This window comes from Pseudomonas sp. 43mfcvi1.1, assembly GCF_900115935.1.
GTDB classification, from domain to species: Bacteria; Pseudomonadota; Gammaproteobacteria; order Pseudomonadales; family Pseudomonadaceae; genus Aquipseudomonas; species Aquipseudomonas bijieensis.
The window spans coordinates 115,399-132,306 of record NZ_UETT01000014.1 but is presented as its reverse complement, the minus strand read 5'-3'; the positions used below and the strand labels follow the sequence as shown (position 1 = coordinate 132,306).

Here is a 16,908-nt window from a genome sequence, read left to right as displayed (position 1 = left end):
CGATAACAGTCCTTTAATTGGATTTCATATGACCAGCGATCTCTCCATGTACCTCGCTCCCGCAAGGGTTTTACAGGCACAGGAAGCCTGGCTTCGACGTGTCCTGGCGATTTTGGGCGAGCACCGCGGGCAAGGCCGGAAGGTTGATCCCATGTCCCATTGGCTTTCCCCCGATCTGTTGTTGTCCCAGACCTGCGGCTATCCTTTGGTCACGACACTGCGGGGAAAGGTGAGGCTGGTGGGGCGTCCGAGCTATGAACTGGCTCATAGCTCAGCCGGCGACCATTGCAGCTTGCTGCTTTGCAGGGCTGATTCGGCCATGGCAGATCTGGCTGACTTCCAAGGCAGCCATGGTCTGATCAACGCCCATGACTCGAATTCCGGAATGAATCTATTGCGGCATACGCTTGCCGGTATCAGTGACCATGGTTTTTTCTCGAAGCTATCGGTCACGGGATCGCACAGGGAAAGCCTTCGAAGACTGAAAGCCTGCGACGGTGATCTCGCCTCCATAGACAGTGTCACCTATGACTACCTAGCGAGAGATAACAGTAGCGAGGTCGAAGACCTGAGGATCCTGACGCGAAGTGTGCGCAGTCCTTGCCTGCCTTACATCACCTCGTTACGTCGGACAGCGGCCGACGCAGATTCAATCAGGGATGCAATGAATGAAGCCCTGAGCCAATTGCCTGAGGTTTCTCGTGACCTGGCGATCAAGGAAGTGCTGCCAGCCAGTGAGGCGGACTATGAATGTCTGCTGGAATATGAACGCCGTGCGCTCGATTGCGGCTTTTCGTTTGTATCGTCCTGAGTGAGCCATCCCTGGCTCGCCCCTCAAGCAATCTAGAACTTGAACCGTCCCACCAAACCCTTGAGCTGCCCGGAAATATCCGTCAAACGCCCCGAACCGGTTTGCGCCGAGTGGGCGTATTCCTCCACCAGCTGTGCATCGGTATGGATCTGCGCGATGTGCCGGTTGATGTCTTCGGCCACCTGGTGCTGTTCCTCTGCCGCCGTGGCGATCTGAGTGTTCTGGTCACGAATCGAATCCACCGAGTTGCGGATCTTGTCGAAACTGTCGCGGGCCTGTTGGATGCGTTCCACGCTGGTTTGCGACACCTGCAGGCTGCTTTGCATCTGCTGGGTGACTTCCTGGGTGCGCCGCGCGAGGTTGCCCAGCAGGCTGTCGATCTCGCCCGTGGAGTCGGCGGTACGCCGTGCCAGGGCGCGGACTTCGTCGGCCACCACGGCGAACCCGCGACCTTGGTCGCCGGCCCGCGCGGCCTCGATGGCGGCGTTGAGGGCCAGCAGGTTGGTCTGCTCGGCGATGGAACGAATGGTGTCGAGGATGGTGTTGATGTTCTTGCTGTCCTGTTCCAGCGCCTGCATGGTCTGGGTCGACTGCTGCAGGTCCTCGCTCAGTTTCAGCACGCTGCCGGTGGCTTCGCCGATGTGATGCTGGCCGTCATGCACGTCGCGATAACCTTCGTCCGCGCTGGAGGCCGCCTGGCTGCACGAGCGGGCAACTTCGTTGGCAGTGGCGACCATTTCATTGAACGCGGTGCTGACCAGCTCCACGGCCTGGCGCTGGCGCCCGGCGGCGTCGTTCATGTTCTGGGCCACGTGGCTGGTATCGGCTGCGGCGGTTTGCAGGTCGGAAGAGGCGCTGCCGATGCGCTGCATCAGTTGCGCGATCATGCCCAGGAACTGGTTGAACCAGCCTGCCAGGGTGGCGGTTTCGTCCTTGCCTTGTACCGAGAGTTTGCGGGTGAGGTCGCCTTCACCTTCAGCGATTTCCTGCAGACCGTTGGCAACCCCGCGGATCGGCCGCACGATTACGCTGGCGAAACTGGCGCCCACCACGGCGAAGACCACGGCCAGCGCGGCGGCGATGGCGGCGATCAGCCAAGTCAGGCTCGAGGCTTCAGCCATTACTTCGTCGCGCTTGATCAGGCCGATGAAGCGCCAGCCCAACCCTTTGGAGCTGACCACGTTGGCCATGTAGGGCACGCCTTCGATCTCGATCTGGGTCACGCCATCGCTGCTTTTGGCCAGCTCGGCATAGTTGGGGCCCAGGTCGGCCAGCGGCTTGAAGTTGTGCTTGGCATCGGCAGGGTCCACCAGGACGTTGCCGTTGGCTTCCACCAGCATCAGGTAGCCGCTCTCGCCCAACTTGATGTTCTTGACCAGTTCGGTCAGCTGCTTGAGCGACACGTCCAGGCCCACCACGCCCACGACGTTGCCGCTGGCGTCGGCGACGGTGTGTACGGTGCCGATCAGCGACACATCGTCCGGCGCCCAGTAATAGGCATCTGTACGCGCCACGGTGCCTGGTTTGGCCAGGGCGGCCTTGTACCAGGGGCGCACGCGTGGGTCGTAGTTGGTCATCTTGGGGTCGTCAGGCCAACTGGCGTAGCCACCGTCGCTCATCCCCACGGAAAGGTAGGCGGTGGTCGGATGGCTTTTGGCGAATCGGTCGAATACTTCCAGAAGCTGTCGATTGATTTCGGGGAGCGGTGTTTGTGCAGCATCGGCCAGGGAGTAATTTTTCAAACCCTTGGCCGCGATGATCCGTGGATCCTTGGCGATGTATTCGACGTTCTGGCTGATGCCATCGAAGAACTGCTTCATGCCGTTGTCGATCTGACGGATTTCACGACCGCTACTGTCCAGGAAGTTGGCTTTCGCGGCGTCGCGCAGGTTCAGCACGACAAGCACCGCCACCAGGATAACCGGGAGGCAGGCGATGGCCGCGAACGCCCATGTCAGCTTCTGTTTGATATTCATGACTTCTCCCGCGGAATTTTTTAAGTGTTGGAACGGCGGAAACAGCAGTGGTTGGCGTTGCGAGTCTCTGGAAGGGAAAAGCGCCCATGCCTACAGCCAATGTATCGACCAAAGTCGTAGGCACTTGAGGCCGTCCGTTTTGGCGCGGGTCGATCAGTAGAGGGCGTCGGTGCGATTGCACCCGGTTTGACTAGCCTGGAAGATAGCGTGGTTTGCTCTGTCTCTTTGCCTTGTGGTTAACGGCACCCACCGGCAGCAAACCCTCATCGTCTTTAAGGTATTAACGAGGCCCTATGCCAAGCGCATTCGAGAGCGTACTCAAAAACAAGAACATGGCTTATCGACCACTCGGAGCGGCACCCGCCAGCCAGTCGCCGATCCGCGTCGCGTTTGTATTGATGGACAACTTCTCGATGATGTCCTTCACCGGTGCGGTGGACGCGCTGGTGACCGCCAACCTGATGAGCGACATGCCCCTCTATGAAGTGCTGACGGTGGGGGTTTCAGGAGGACAGGTGACGAGCGACCTGGGCATTGTCATCTCGACCGACATCGAGCTGGCACAGATGCCGGAAAACCAGGACGTGCTGATCGTTGCCGGCGGCTTTCGGGTGAAGTTGCAAGGCCACCCCTTGCTGCGGCGCAAGCTGCGCGCCAATGCGGCGTCCGGGGCGATACTGGGAGGGCTGTGGAATGGTGTCTTCTTTGTGGCTGATGCCAATCTGCTGGACGGTTTCGAATGCGCTGTCCACCCGGAAAGCCGCGCCATGATGGCGGAGGTGTTTCCCCATGTGAAGGTGTCCAGCCGGGCCTATGTCGTTGATCGGGAGCGGGTCAGTTGCGCAGGTGCCAACAGTTCGCTGCGCATGATGCTCCAGTTGATTCGCCAGACGGGTGGGGCGGCACTGGTGGGCGCCATCGAGGAAATTCTTCGCTGTGATGAGTCGGGCGATGATGCGACGGACTTGCCTCCGGTCTTCGTCGAGACCGACCCGACGCTGCCGGAAAGCCTCAAGCTGGCTTTGGAACTGATGTGGCAAAACGTAGAAGAGCCTCTGACCATCGATGAGCTGGCGGCGTGCGTCAAGATTTCCAAGCGGCAGTTGGAACGACGGTTCTGCAGTTTTCTCGGTGCCACCCCAACACGCTATTACCTGGAGTTGCGCTTGACACGTGCCCGCCAGCTTATCCAGCAAACCAATCGGTCCGTGACTGAAATCGCCGTGGCGACGGGTTTCGTCAGTTCCCCGCACTTCCAGCGTCGTTTCCGGGATTTCTTTGGTGTGCCGCCTGGCAGTTACCGTTCGAAATCGGAACGCAGACAAACCTTGCGATGAAGCCGTCGCAAAATCAGAGATGAACTTTGTGATGGGCAAAGGGGGCCGTGCAACTTTGCGGGAGCAGGCTGCGGTGTTACGGACAAAAAATCAGCTGTTATCGTCTGTCTGAGTTTCGGTGGGCAGGTCTTCGGTTTGCGGGGTGGCTTGCGATGCGGTCAAGGTCGTCTCCTTGCACAACACCTTGCCGACTTCGTCGGCGATCGAGCCGTCGATGATTCGCCCTTGCATCTGGTCGAACTCGGCTTTCTCCAACCCTGCGAGACTGTTGTACATCCCCATATGCCGCACATTGCGGCTGGCGCAGTCGAGTTCCAGTTTCGTGTAGTTGGTGAAGTAGGTGCCCGTTCTCTGCACGGTGGCCTGGATGGCTGAACCACTATCGACAGACGAGACGATGGAGTACACGGCATCCGAATCATCGTAAATGTATTTGATGTTCTGGACATCCGCAGCCGCACTGCACGCAATCGAGATTAAAGCGAGGGATATAAGGGTTTTCATGCTTTCTTCCGTGAATAAGCAAGTCAGGAGTTGATGGCAAAATGAAATTATTGCCTGGGCTCGTGCATCGGGTCAATTTGCTTTGGGTAGGATCATGACCGCCGGTCAGAAACAAAATCCTTTTGGGAACTTTATAGGCCCCCATGCCTCGTGGCAACAGGCGAGCACATTTCAGGCTGAGAGTGAAGCCAGTCCAAGATGCTTCGCCGCTCCATAGATCAAAGCTTGAATTCGCCAAGTTACCCGACTTTTTTTAGAAGTTTTTCGTCTGAATGGCTTCAATGCTTACGAGTTCAGCACTTTCGAATTGCCCCATGGCGTGAAGTCGAGCGTCAGTGCAACAAGAATGGCCCCTGCGGAAATCAGGAAAAGCAAAGCGTGATGTCCGCCACTGGCATTGAACAGTGCTGAATAGGCAAACCCGGCGACCGCCTGGAAGGTCGCGAATGAAACCGTGGCACGACTCCAGGCGAGTTGTTGGCGATGATGGTTGGGTATCAGTTCATGCACCCGGGCCAGGGCCAAGGGCACAATGCCCGGTGGGAAAGAACCAATGACTACCGCCAGTAGCGCCAACGCCATGAAGGTTTGTGAAATCGCCAGCAAGCCGAGGGCAATTGCCTGCACGAGTAGCACCAGTCGAATACTCCTGCGCGCACCCAGGTGATCGGCGAGAAAGCCATAGCTCACCGGCCCGATAATCGCCCCGAGGCCATACATGACCCAGACCAGTGCCCCGACATGTGCCCCGGCCCCGAGGCCGCGGGCCACGTAGTCCACCAAAAAAACCATCGCAGGCACGAGCCCGGCGGCCATGAAGGCGTACTGGGCGAACAATCGGAAGACAGCCGCAGGCATGGGGGCGTCGGGCGCAGCGCTGGCTGCCACATGCGCCGTGTCCTGGGGCCAGCCAAACCAGCTCAGCCCGGTCAGTACCAGTGACAGGGCGCCGAGCCCCAGCCAGGTGGCTTGCAAGCCGAGGCTCAAGAGCGGTGGCACAATCGTTCCCGAACCGGCGATGCCAAGGCCGATGCCAAGGAAAATCGCACCACTGGCCAACCCTTTGCGCGCCGCCGGCACATGGGGCAATACGGTCGCCGCCACCAGTACCATGATGGCGCCGCCGGCGATTCCCGACAGTAGCCGCCAGGCGAAGTACCAGGTGACCGAAAGCGGGAAAGCACAGGCGAAAAACGCGCCGGTCACGGCCAGCATCATCAGCCGCAAGGCGTTCCTGTTGGTCAGTCGGTGGGCCATGGGACGGCCGAGCAGGGCGCCGACCAGGTATCCGACCAGATTCGCTGCCCCCAGGTAGACCACGTCATTGGCCGAAAACCAATGGGCCTCGATCAACGAAGGGATCAGCGGCGTGTAGGCGAAACGCGCCAGGCCGATGCTGACGAGGCTGGCACAGAGGCCGGCGAAGATGGGTAACCAGATGCCCGTGGGCGCGGAGTCGAGCGCAGCGGATGGAGTGGTCATGACAGCGATCCTGTGAAGGGTTTATGGCGCCCAGCATATCGGTTATCGTTGCTGCGTTTATGCAGCGATTTCGCGGCAATGCGATGCAGATTTGCATCACTGGAGAGGTAGATGAATTGGGATGATGCGCGGGTGTTTCTTGCTGTTTGCCGGGCGTCGACCTTGCGTGGTGCCGCGCGGGCATTGGGGGTGGATCAGGCGACTGTGGGGCGGCGCATCACGGCGTTGGAGAAATCCCTGAGTGCCGCGTTGTTCCTGCGCACCCCTGACGGTTACGCATTGACAGCCGTCGGCGAGGCGGCACTCGAGGCGGTGGAGAAGATGGAGCATTCGGCGTTGGAACTGGAGCGCCGGATCCAGGGCCTGGATGATCGCCTGATTGGCAATGTCCGGGTTGCCACTACCGACTCATTGGCCATCGATTTCCTGATTCCCGCCATTGCCCGCTTGCATGGACGGCACCCTGATGTGCGCGTGCAGCTGGATGCTTCCACGCAGATACTCAGCCTGGTCAAGCGGGAGGCGGACATTGCCGTACGCAACACCCGGCCCGACAACCCTGACCTGATCGCCCGGCGGATCGCGCGTTGGCCGGTGGGGCTGTTCGCGTCCCGGGCCTATGTCGATGCCCATGGCCTACCGTCGCCCGGCAGTGAATTCGAAGGCCATGACCTGGTGGTCTACCAGCCCTACTTGCAGGGCAGCAAGGACTTTACCCTGGTCTGCGAGCCGATCAACCGCGGGCGGATCGTGGCAAGCCTGAGTTCGAGCCTGTTGGTGCGCCGTTCGATTGCCGCGGGCATCGGCGTGGGGGAAATCCCGGTGTATATGGGGGAGCGTGACGGGCTGCTGAGGATCTGGCCGGAACGCACGCGCCCGCTGCCTTACGAGGTATGGCTGGTCACCCACGCGGACCTGCGCCATACCGCACGGGTGCGGGCGGTAATCGATGAGATTGTCGAGGTGTTTGCGCTGGAGAATGAGTGAAGCGGTCATGAGGTCCAATGTGGGAGCGAGCCTGCTCGCGATGGCGTAGGGTCATTCAGCGTTGATATTGAATGACAGGCCGCTATCGCGAGCAGGCTCGCTCCCACAGTGGGGGCAGGCATAGACACGGCTGTCATGGCATCTGTGGCAGTTCCTGCGGCCGCAGATCGAACACCAGCACCTCGGCATCCTGGCCGTTACTCAAGGTCAGGACCTGCTCCTCGCGCACGCGCACGCCATCACCTTCCTGTAACGGCACGCCGTTGAGCTCGACAGTGCCTCGGGCGACATGCACGTAGGCATAGCGATCCGGGGCCAGGGTCAGGGTGGCGCTTTGCTCGCCATCGAACAACCCGGCGTAGACCCGTGCATCCTGGCGCACCTGGAGCGAGCCGTCGGCGCCATCCGGGGAGATGATCAATTGCAGGCGACCCTGTTTCTGCTCACGGCTGAAATGCTCCTGTTGATAGCGTGGCGTGGCGCCGCTGACGTTGGGCACGATCCAGATCTGCAGGAAGTGCACCGGCTCGTCCGCACTGTGGTTGAACTCGCTGTGGGCCACGCCGCTGCCGGCGCTCATCAATTGCACGTCACCGGGGCGAATGACCGAGCCCGTGCCCAGGGTATCCTTGTGTTCCAGCGCCCCTTCGAGCACATAGGAAAAGATCTCCATGTCCCGGTGGGGATGCTGGCCGAAGCCCTTGGCCGCGGCGACCCGGTCATCGTTGATGACCAGCAGGTCGGAGAAGCCCTGTTGGTTGAGGTCGCGGTAGCTGGCAAAAGAGAAAGTGTGGAACGAGGTCAGCCAGCCGTGACGGGCGATGCCGCGGTCCGAAGCTTTGCGAAGGGTCAGCATGATGATTTCTCCTGATGTTTATGGGCGACGGCTGGGGCCGTTCGCCGAGTTCAGAAGAAGGTTAATGTTTATCAGGATATTCAATAAGCAGGTGAAAAACGAAAGACTGTCCTGTTTGAGTAGACAATAGAGAATGCCTACCGGCAGATGCTTCGCTTCGACATAATGCTGAGGTTTTTGAGCCACACAAAACCTGTGGGAGCGAGCCTGCTCGCGATGGCGTTGGATCAGCCAAGCACCAGTGCGACTGACCTACCGCTATCGCGAGCAAGCTCGCTCCCACAGGGGGTATTTACAGTTTCTGGATTTTTTTGGCGTCTTTCTCGATGAAAACCGTTGCAATGGTGCTGTTCCCGGATTTTCTGCTGCTCGACATGTCCGGGCCTCTCGAGGTGTTTTCCATCGCCAATCGCTACCTGGCAGCGGAACAGCGTTATCAACTGCTGACCCTGGGGACCGAGCGCGGGCCGTTGCGGGCGTCCAACGGCGTGACGGTGCTGGCCGATATCCATATCGACCAGGCATGGGCGGCCTATGACGTGTTGCTGGTGCCGGGCGGGCCGGGGGCCTATAACGACCAGCATCCGGGATTGCACACCTGGCTGCGGGCCGCGGCGCAGCGGGCTACGCGCTACGGCTCCATCTGCACCGGGGCCTTCGTACTCGGTGAAGCGGGCTTGCTCGACGGTTATCGCGTCACCACCCACTGGCATTACACCGAACGCCTGATCCAACGATTCCCCAAGGCTGTGGTCGAGACCGACAAGATATTCCTGCAGGACAGGCGCCTGATCACCTCTGGCGGCGTTACCGCCGGGATCGACCTGGCCCTGTCCATCGTCGCCCAGGACCATGGCCGCAAGGTGGCGTTGGACGTGGCCAAGGTGTTGCTGGTGGTGATGAAACGCCAGGGCGGACAGGCGCAGTTCAGCCCCTCGGTGGCGGCGGTGTCGACGCAGGAGTCGGCCATTACCCGGGTGCAGAATCATGTGATGGAACATCTGGAAGAACCCTTCACCATCGAGCGCATGGCCGCGTTGGCCGCCATGAGCGCGCGGCATTTCGCCCGGGTCTTCGCCCGTGAAGTGAAGATGACGCCCATGGAGTTCCTGCAGGGCGCGCGCATCGACCGGGCGCGTCAGTTGCTGGAGACCACCGACCTGCCCCTCAAGACCGTGGCGTTTCGCAGTGGGTTTGGCAGTGTCCGGCACATGCGCTTTTTGTTCAGTGAAAAGCTCGGCCTGACCCCGGTGCAATATCGTCAGCAGTTCAGTTGAGCCATCGGTGTCCGTCCAGGGCACCGTGATGTCCGTGGTGCTCCCTGTGCCAGCATTGTCCTGAAGCCTGTGCCTGCCAAGATAACGGCGAACCCTTTGGAAAGGATGCGCGGGAGCCGGGGCAGACGTGTTCGTTGATCCGCACACTGATGCCCGGACCGGTTATCCGGCGCTGGATCGCCCATGAACAGTTTCGTCAAACCCGACAGCGAGCCGGCGCTGAGCTTCGGTCCGTTCGTCTTCCACCGGCAGCAGCGGCTGGTCACCCGTGACGGCCAGCCCATCGCGCTGGGCGGCCGCGCCCTGGATGTTTTGCAGGTGCTGGTGGAGCATGCCGGCCGCTATGTCAGTAAGCAGACACTCATTGCACAGGTGTGGCCTGACAGCGTCGTGGAGGACATCAACCTGCGAGTGCACATCGCGGCGCTGCGGCGGGCCTTCGGTGACGGCCGGGACGGCGCTCGCTATATCCTCAATCATCCTCGGCAAGGCTATTGCCTTGCGTTGCCCCTGGCGGCGCAAGGGGGCGTCGAGTCGCCTTTCAGCTGCCGGGTCGAACGGCACAACCTGCCCGCCCGCCTGAGCCCGGTGGTCGGTCGTGACAAAGTCCTGGGGCGGCTACTGGCGCAAGTACCCCATCAACCCCTGACCACCGTGGTCGGCCCGGGCGGGGTTGGCAAGACGACCGTGGTGTTGCGGGTGGCGGAGCTGCTGCTCGAGCATTTTGACGACGGTGCCTGGTTCGTTGACCTGGTGGCTGCCGGCGATCCCGCGCAAGTGATGGCGCAGGTGGCCGGCGTGCTGGGCCTGGGGCACGGTTCTTTGGTCCGCTGCCTCGAACCCTGTCGGATGTTGCTGGTGCTCGACGGTTGCGAGCAGGTGCTCGATGGCTGTCGGGAACTGGTCCAGGCACTGGCTGCAGCGGCGCCTGGGGTGTCGGTGTTGCTCAGCAGTCGCGAAGCCTTGGACTTGCCGGATGAAAGGCTGGTGTCCCTGCCGGGGCTGGCCGTGGCGTCGCCCCAGGAACCTGAGCACCAGATCGAGGCGTGCCCGGCGGTGCAGTTACTGATCGAGCGGGTGGGCGCCCGGCAGCAGGGGTTCAAGCCGGGTAGTCGCGACTGGCCGATCCTTGCACAGATTTGCCAGCGCCTGGACGGGTTGCCACTGGCGTTGGAACTGGCGGCGGCCCAGGTCGATGCCTTGGGAGTGGCGGGGGTCCTGGAGCAATTGGATTACGGTTTGTCACTCTTGAGTCACGGGCGGCGTACGGCGGTGGCTCGACACCGAAGCCTGGAAGCGGTGCTGGACTCGAGTTTCGAACGTTTGAGCGCTGACGAACGAACCGTATTCCAGCGCCTGGCGGTGTTCGAGGGGCCGTTCACGCTCAAGGCTGCGCTGGCCGTGATCAGTTGCGCTGAACTGAGTGTCGGGCCATTGCCCGGCCTGCTGTCGAGGCTGGCGAGCGTATCACTGTTGATGGTCGAGCCGCGCGCCGAAGGGGTTCGCTTCTATCTGCTCCACACTATTCGCACCTATGCCATGGACAAATTGCGGCGCAGTGGTCAGTGGCCTGTGTTTCATCGGCGTTATGTGTTGCAAGGTGCTTGGGGCGCCCGGCCTTCAAGGCCCCAACCGGCGGGTCAGCTCCTGGAGCAGCGCGCTGGCTTCCAATAAGTCGGGGGTGTCGAAACCTTCGGTGAAGCGTCGATAGACGGGCCCAAGCAGCGCCTGCGCGGCGTGGGCTTGCCCCTGGCGTTGCCACAAGCGCGCCAGGGACGTGGCGCTGCGCAGTTCCCAGGCCAAGGCATTGTGGCGACGGGCCACGGCCAGGGCAGCCAGCAGTTGTGCTTCGGCTGGCTTCACGAGGGACGGCTCGTTCTGCGCCAGCAGGGTTTCAGCGTCGGCCCGCAGGATCTCCGCCGAACACCAACCCGCGGCGCCACTGCGCGCCCGTTCGATTTGCGCCGGGACGACAAAGTCGCTGCGCAGGGTGACGGCGATGTCCTGGATCAGTCCGCTCGTCGAACTCGTTGCCAGGGGTTGGCCATCGAATGCGCAGGCGTAATGGCAAGCCCAGTCATGGAACAGCATCACCGAATGTTTCTTGGCCTGCTGCTTCAACAGCTCGAGCCTTTCCCGGGCGGTCGAATGATCGCCGTTGTAGTGGGCGATCACGCAACCGGTCAGCGCCAGGGTGTAGCAGATCGAAATGCCGTGGTTGATCTGCAAGGCGATCTGTAACGCCAGGTTGGCGGTGCGTCGGGCTTTTTCGGCAAAACCTTGCAGCCAGAGGATGCGTGCCAGTATCGTCAGCGCGGCCACGCTCTGGTCGTATTGCACGCCGAAACCGTGGCTGAAACGGCTGAGGTGGCCGCTCTGGGCCAGGCGCTGGATCACCTGTTCGGCATCGCGCCGCGCCGCGCCCTGGTCGCCGATGAAATGCAACGCCAGCACCCGCAGGCGTTGAGTGCTCAAGGACAGGATCGGGTCGCCCTGCAAGCCCAATCGGTCGAAATCCAGGCTGTGTGCCAGGGCCTGTTGGTAGTTGCCGCAGCTGAGGTCGACGGTCATTTGCCCGGACACGGCCCGCAGCTCACCGGCCAGGTCCTGGCATTGCCGAGCCAACTGCCGGGCGGTGGCAAAGGCTCGGACCGTTGCCGGCGTGCCGCCCTCGGTGTGGTAGTTGAAACTGGCGTGGGCCAGTTCCAGGGCCAGGGTCAAGCGTGGGCAGGGAGCGGGGCTGGCCCGCAATAATTGCAACGCCTTGTTGACGTAGAGGCCATGTTCCTTGAGCAGCGACAGCTCCTGCCAGAGGGGCAGGGTGCGGGCGGTCAAGCGGATCGCCACGGCGTGTGAACCCTGCGGACCCAGGCCTCGGTCGAGTGCCGCACGGATGTCGTCGCGATAGTCGGCGTAGCGGGCGATCCACAATCGGGTGGGCGTGTTGTCCCAATCTTTTTCCGCCTGCCCCATGAGCGCCAGGCAGCGCTCGGCGTGGCGTTCCTGGCTCGCTGCCAGCTCCCCGGCTTCGGTCAGTCGCTCCAAGGCATAGCTGCGGGTGGTGTCCAGCAGGCGATAGCGCACCTCTTCATCGCCGATCTCTACATTGAGCAACGATTTGGCGACCAACTGGCTGATCGACACCAGCACCTGGTCGGGCGCGACATGCTGGCCAATGATCACCGCGGCGGCGGAGGCCAGGTTGAAACTGCCCATGAACACCGCCAGCCGGCGCAAACAGGTTTGCTCGCACGTCGTGAGCAGCGCGAAGCTCCAGTCCAGCGTGGCGCGCAAGGTTTGCTGGCGCGGTGCGGCGTCGGTGTCGTTGTGAAGCAGGGCGACGCTGTCTTGCAATTGCCGGTGCAGTTCCTCCAGGGTGAAACGACCGAGTTGTCCTGCGGCCAGTTCAATGGCCAAGGGAATGCCGTCCAGTCGCTGGCAGATGTCGATCACCAACGGCACCTCGCGGTCGGTCAGTTCGAAGTCGTCACGGCTGGCCATCGCACGTTCGGCAAACAGTTGCAGCGCCGGGTACTCCAGGGCGGGATAACCCTCGATGGGCATTTCCCGGGGCGGGAGCGCCAGGGCGTCCAGGCGCTGTACGTGTTCGCCTTCGGCACGCAGGCCTTCGCGGCTGGTGGCCAGGATGTGCAGGTGGGGAGCGCCACGCAGCAAGGTTTCGCTGAGCTGGGCGATGGCGTCGATCAGGTGCTCGCAGTTGTCGATCACCAGCAGCAGATGCCGCTCCTTGAGCTGGCGGGCGATGGCGTCCAGCGGATCACCGTCCTGCAGTGGCAGGTCCAGCAATGCACGCAGGTTTGGGGCGATCATGGCCGCATCGTTGAGCGACGCCAGGTCCAGCAGATGAGTGCCGTCACGATAGTGGCCGATCAGCCGTTCAGCGACCCGCAGGGCGACGGTGGTCTTGCCGATGCCGCCGGTGCCGACCAGGGTAATGAAGCGTTTTCGCGGCAGTTGGGCCACCAGGTTTTCCACCAGGGCCTGGCGTCCGATCATGCGCGTGTGCTGCAACGGCAGGTTGCGCGCCAACGACGGATGGGGGATATGCGCCAACTGGTCGAGGGGTTCGAATGACAACGGCGCGACAAAGCTATAACCGCGCTGCGCCACGGTGACGATGTAGCGCTGCCCGGCCTGGCCATCCCCGAGAGCCTTGCGCAGTGCCGCGACGTGCACGCGCAGGTTGGTGTCTTCCACCACGCTCCTGGGCCAGACCCGGGCGATCAATTGCTGCTTGCTCACCACCTCGCCGGCGTGTTCGAGCAACACCAGCAGAATCTCCACGGCCCGTCGTCCCAGGCGCAACGGTTGCCCACCCTCCAATACCAGGCGCTGGCGCGGATGGACCCGATAAGGGCCGAAATGCACCGTCTGTTCGACGGGCAAGCTGAGGTATTGGCTCATGGTGCTCTCAATGTTCTGGTCCCGATGCCTGGGCTTTACCCGAGCATATTCCTCAGGTTTGGCTTCAAGCGCAACGGCGCAGGCTCTACTCCCAGCCTTCCAGTCGACGAACCTCGTGGCGAGGGAGCTTGCTCCCGCTGGGTCGCGAAGCGGCCCCAAAAGGCCGCATCTCCCATCAATCTGGCACACCGAGGTGACAATCCTGGGGCTGCTGCGCAGCCCAGCGGGAGCAAGCTCCCTCGCCACAAAAGCTCCCAGTTCCAAAAAAATTAACAACGTTTAACTCACGCAGATGCCTCTCCTGATCGGACCATAAAGCGATCCACCCACCTCAAGGAGTCATGTCATGAGCACCTTCATCACCCGCGACGGCACCGAGATTTACTACAAGGATTGGGGCAGTGGTCAACCGGTGGTCTTCAGCCACGGCTGGCCGTTGAACTCGGACAGTTGGGAGGCGCAGATGATGTTCCTGGCGTCCAACGGCTACCGGGTGATCGCCCATGACCGCCGCGGGCACGGGCGCTCCAGCCAGCCCTGGGACGGCAATGACATGGACACCTACGCCGATGACCTGGCCGAGCTGATCGAACGCCTGGAGCTGAAGAATGCGGTGCTGCTGGGTTTCTCCACCGGCGGTGGTGAAGTGGCGCGCTACATCGGTCGTCATGGCTCCGCCCGTGTCGCCAAACTCGGCCTGATCTCGGCGGTAACGCCGCTGATGCTCAAGACCCCGGCCAACCCTGGCGGCCTGCCCATCGAAGTGTTCGACGGCTTCCGCCAGGCCTCCCTGGCCGACCGTTCTCAGCTATACAAAGATGTGGCCAGCGCGTTTTTCGGTGCCAACCGTCCAGGCGCCAAAGTCTCCCAAGGCATGATCGACTGGTTCTGGATGCAAGGCATGCTCGCCGGCCACAAGAACACCTACGACTGCATCAAGGCGTTCTCGGAGACCGATCTTTCCGAAGACCTGCGCAACATCGACGTGCCGACCCTGGTGGTCCATGGCGATGACGACCAGATGGTCCCCATCGAAACCGCCGGCATTGCCGCCGCCAAGTTGCTCAAGAACTCGCAGCTGTTGGTCTACCCCGGCGCGCCCCACGGCCTGACCGACACCCACAAGGACCGATTGAACGCGGATCTGCTGGCGTTCATCCAGGGTTGACCAAGCCGCAGACCTGTGGGAGCGAGCAGCCTCGCTCCCACAGGATCGGCATTCAACAGGAATAACACCCATGAACCGCAACGATTTACGCCGTCTCGACATGAACCTGCTGGTGATCTTCGAGGCACTGATGTTCGAGAAAAACCTGACCCGCGTCGCCGAAAAGCTGTTCATGGGCCAGCCGGCGGTGAGCGCGGCGCTGGGACGCTTGCGGGATCTGTTCGATGATCCGTTGCTGATCCGCCATGGCCGCGGGATGGAACCGACCCCACGGGCCCTGGCGATCCTGCAAGAACTGCAACCGGCCATGGACACGATTTCCAGCGCGGTCAGCCGGGCCAAGGCGTTCGATCCGTCCACCAGCTGCGATGTGTTTCGCATCGGGCTGTCCGACGATGCCGAGTTCGGCCTGTTTCCTCCGTTGCTGAGCCAACTGCGCGAAGAAGCGCCGGGGATCATCGTGGTGGTGCGCCGGGCCAATTTCCTGCTGATGTCGTCGCTGCTGGCCAGCGGTGAAATCAGCGTCGGGGTCAGCTACACCACCGACCTGCCGGCCAACGCCAAGCGCAAGAAACTGCGGGACATCCCTTGCAAGGTCTTGCGTGGCGACAAGCGCCCGGGGCCACTGACCCTGGACGAATACTGCGCGCGGCCCCACGCCATGGTCTCGTTCTCGGGTGACCTGAGCGGCAACATCGACCTGGACCTGGCCCGCATCGGCCGGGCCCGCAAAGTCGTGCTGGCGGTGCCGCAGTTCAGCGGGTTGCGGGCTTTGCTGGCCGGTACCGAACTGATCGCCACCGTGCCCGACTACGCCGCCTGCGCGTTGGTGGAAGGCTGCGCGTTGCGGGCCGAGGACCCGCCGTTCGAGATCAATGCCGCTGAGTTGTCGATGGTCTGGAGCGGTGTGCATGACAACGACCCGGCCGAGCGCTGGTTGCGCTCGCGTATTGCCAGTCACATGTCCCAACCGTTGCCGGCGGCCGCCTTGGCGGACCCGGTCGGAGCTCACCGATGAATACCTCTGACGAACGTTCCCTGCAGGATCTGGGCTTGTTGTTCCTGCGCCTGAGTGGTGCGCTGTTTTTGCTCTGGGTCCATGGGCTGCCGAAGCTGTTGCATTACAGCGTCGAGCTGACCCGCATCGAAGACCCGTTTCACCTTGGCGCGGCGCCGACCCTGGTCCTGGCGATTTTCGCCGAGGTGCTGTGTCCGCTGCTGATCATGGCCGGTGTGCTGGTGCGCCTGGCGTGCCTGCCGATCCTGTTTCTGCTGGCCGTGGCGCTGCTGGTGGTGCACCCGCAATGGAGCCTGGAAGAAGGGCAGTTCGGCTGGTTGTTGCTGATCGTATTTACCAGCGTATTGATTGCCGGGCCTGGACGCCTGGCGATGAACACGCGTTTTGTTGGAGTGCTTCGCCATGTCTGAATCTCAAACCGTTGAATCCACCGCGAGCCCGGCCAGACCTGGCTTTGATGAAATCGTGACCCTGGTGGTCAAGCACCGGATCAAGGCCGGCCAGGACGCGGCCTACGAGGCCTGGTTGCGTCGCACGGTGCGTGTCGCCGCCCAGTGGCCGGGGCACTTGGGAGTGGATGTGGTGCGCGGCAAGCAGGGCGGGCTGGCGCTGTTCACTTGCGTGCTGCGTTTCTGCTCCACCGAGGCCATGCAACGCTGGCTGGATTCCCCGGAGCGCCGCGAGCTGGTGGAGGAGGCCACGCCGTTGCTGGCTGACGGTGATCAGACCGAAGTCGGGGCGCACAAGGAATTCTGGTTCACCCCGCTGGCCGATGCGGCCACACCGCCGCCGCGCTGGAAGCAGGCCGTGGTGACATTGCTGGTGATTCTGCCGCACACCTTGCTGGTGCCGCTGATCTGGGGGCCGTTGCTGCAACTCAACGCCTTTCTTTCCAACTACGTGGTGGCGACGTTCCTGATCACCCTGACCATCGTGCTCTCGGTGGTGTACGTGTGCATGCCGCTGGCGACCCGTTTGTTCGCACCTTGGCTTGAGGCCTCCAAAGCCCACGAACATTTGGAGCCCGGCCATGGCCAATAAGGACGACCCAACTGATCCGCTGCGCC

14 protein-coding genes and 1 pseudogene are annotated in these 16,908 nt (G+C 62.0%); 9 read left to right on the top strand and 6 right to left on the bottom strand.

What is annotated here, in order from left to right:
- The first annotated feature begins 28 nt into the window (after positions 1-28).
- The gene (locus DTP52_RS24060) at positions 29-811 is read left to right on the top strand and encodes a phosphate/phosphite/phosphonate ABC transporter substrate-binding protein (RefSeq protein WP_109755581.1); all 783 of its coding nucleotides are present in this window, start codon (positions 29-31) and stop codon (positions 809-811) included.
- A 32-nt stretch (positions 812-843) separates the two neighbouring features.
- Here DTP52_RS24060 and DTP52_RS31750 read toward each other — a convergent pair whose 3' ends face one another.
- The gene (locus DTP52_RS31750) at positions 844-1,611 is read right to left on the bottom strand and encodes a methyl-accepting chemotaxis protein (RefSeq protein ID WP_371925633.1); all 768 of its coding nucleotides are present in this window, start codon (positions 1,609-1,611) and stop codon (positions 844-846) included.
- A 93-nt stretch (positions 1,612-1,704) separates the two neighbouring features.
- A pseudogene (locus DTP52_RS31745) lies at positions 1,705-2,787 on the bottom strand (cache domain-containing protein); the annotation flags it as partial.
- 293 nt (positions 2,788-3,080) lie between these two features.
- Here DTP52_RS31745 and DTP52_RS24050 point away from each other — a divergent pair.
- On the top strand, positions 3,081-4,124 hold the full coding sequence (locus DTP52_RS24050) for a GlxA family transcriptional regulator (RefSeq protein ID WP_109755579.1): 1,044 nt from the start codon (positions 3,081-3,083) through the stop codon (positions 4,122-4,124).
- Positions 4,125-4,214: 90 nt separating this feature from the next.
- Here the strand turns inward: DTP52_RS24050 and DTP52_RS24045 are convergent, their stop codons facing one another.
- Both DTP52_RS24045 and DTP52_RS24040 read right to left on the bottom strand, forming a co-directional pair.
- A complete protein-coding gene (locus DTP52_RS24045) occupies positions 4,215-4,628 on the bottom strand; it encodes a hypothetical protein (RefSeq protein ID WP_109755578.1) in 414 nt (137 codons plus the stop codon).
- Between the two features lie 285 nt (positions 4,629-4,913).
- Positions 4,914-6,110: a YbfB/YjiJ family MFS transporter gene (locus tag DTP52_RS24040; protein WP_109755577.1), complete on the bottom strand. Its 1,197-nt coding sequence runs from the start codon at positions 6,108-6,110 to the stop codon at positions 4,914-4,916.
- A gap of 111 nt (positions 6,111-6,221) precedes the next feature.
- Here DTP52_RS24040 and DTP52_RS24035 point away from each other — a divergent pair, with 111 nt between their 5' ends.
- Entirely contained in the window at positions 6,222-7,097 is an 876-nt protein-coding gene (locus tag DTP52_RS24035; protein ID WP_109755576.1) for a LysR family transcriptional regulator, read from the top strand.
- 133 nt (positions 7,098-7,230) lie between these two features.
- On the opposite strand, the gene DTP52_RS24030 is transcribed toward DTP52_RS24035, so the two are convergent.
- A complete protein-coding gene (locus DTP52_RS24030) occupies positions 7,231-7,953 on the bottom strand; it encodes a pirin family protein (RefSeq protein ID WP_109755575.1) in 723 nt (240 codons plus the stop codon).
- Positions 7,954-8,279: 326 nt separating this feature from the next.
- Here DTP52_RS24030 and DTP52_RS24020 point away from each other — a divergent pair, with 326 nt between their 5' ends.
- Both DTP52_RS24020 and DTP52_RS24015 read left to right on the top strand, forming a co-directional pair.
- Positions 8,280-9,230 (top strand): GlxA family transcriptional regulator, encoded by a 951-nt coding sequence (locus tag DTP52_RS24020; RefSeq protein ID WP_109755573.1) that lies wholly within the window; start codon positions 8,280-8,282, stop codon positions 9,228-9,230.
- Between the two features lie 183 nt (positions 9,231-9,413).
- On the top strand, positions 9,414-10,904 hold the full coding sequence (locus DTP52_RS24015) for a winged helix-turn-helix domain-containing protein (protein ID WP_109755572.1): 1,491 nt from the start codon (positions 9,414-9,416) through the stop codon (positions 10,902-10,904).
- On the opposite strand, the gene DTP52_RS24010 is transcribed toward DTP52_RS24015, so the two are convergent.
- On the bottom strand, positions 10,851-13,655 hold the full coding sequence (locus DTP52_RS24010) for a winged helix-turn-helix domain-containing protein (protein WP_109755571.1): 2,805 nt from the start codon (positions 13,653-13,655) through the stop codon (positions 10,851-10,853). The two genes, DTP52_RS24015 and DTP52_RS24010, sit on opposite strands and share 54 nt — an antisense overlap.
- A gap of 346 nt (positions 13,656-14,001) precedes the next feature.
- On the opposite strand from DTP52_RS24010, the gene DTP52_RS24005 reads away from it, so the two are divergent.
- The 4 genes from DTP52_RS24005 to DTP52_RS23990 all read left to right on the top strand — a co-directional run bounded on the left by DTP52_RS24005 (position 14,002) and on the right by DTP52_RS23990 (position 16,882).
- On the top strand, positions 14,002-14,823 hold the full coding sequence (locus DTP52_RS24005) for an alpha/beta fold hydrolase (protein ID WP_109755570.1): 822 nt from the start codon (positions 14,002-14,004) through the stop codon (positions 14,821-14,823).
- A 70-nt stretch (positions 14,824-14,893) separates the two neighbouring features.
- The gene (locus DTP52_RS24000; RefSeq protein ID WP_109755569.1) at positions 14,894-15,841 is read left to right on the top strand and encodes a LysR family transcriptional regulator; all 948 of its coding nucleotides are present in this window, start codon (positions 14,894-14,896) and stop codon (positions 15,839-15,841) included.
- A complete protein-coding gene (locus DTP52_RS23995; protein ID WP_109755568.1) occupies positions 15,838-16,251 on the top strand; it encodes a DoxX family protein in 414 nt (137 codons plus the stop codon). Before DTP52_RS24000 ends, DTP52_RS23995 begins: the two co-directional genes overlap by 4 nt.
- Entirely contained in the window at positions 16,244-16,882 is a 639-nt protein-coding gene (locus tag DTP52_RS23990; RefSeq protein ID WP_109755567.1) for an antibiotic biosynthesis monooxygenase, read from the top strand. The genes DTP52_RS23995 and DTP52_RS23990 overlap by 8 nt, the downstream gene beginning before the upstream one ends.
- Positions 16,883-16,908 lie beyond the last annotated feature (26 nt).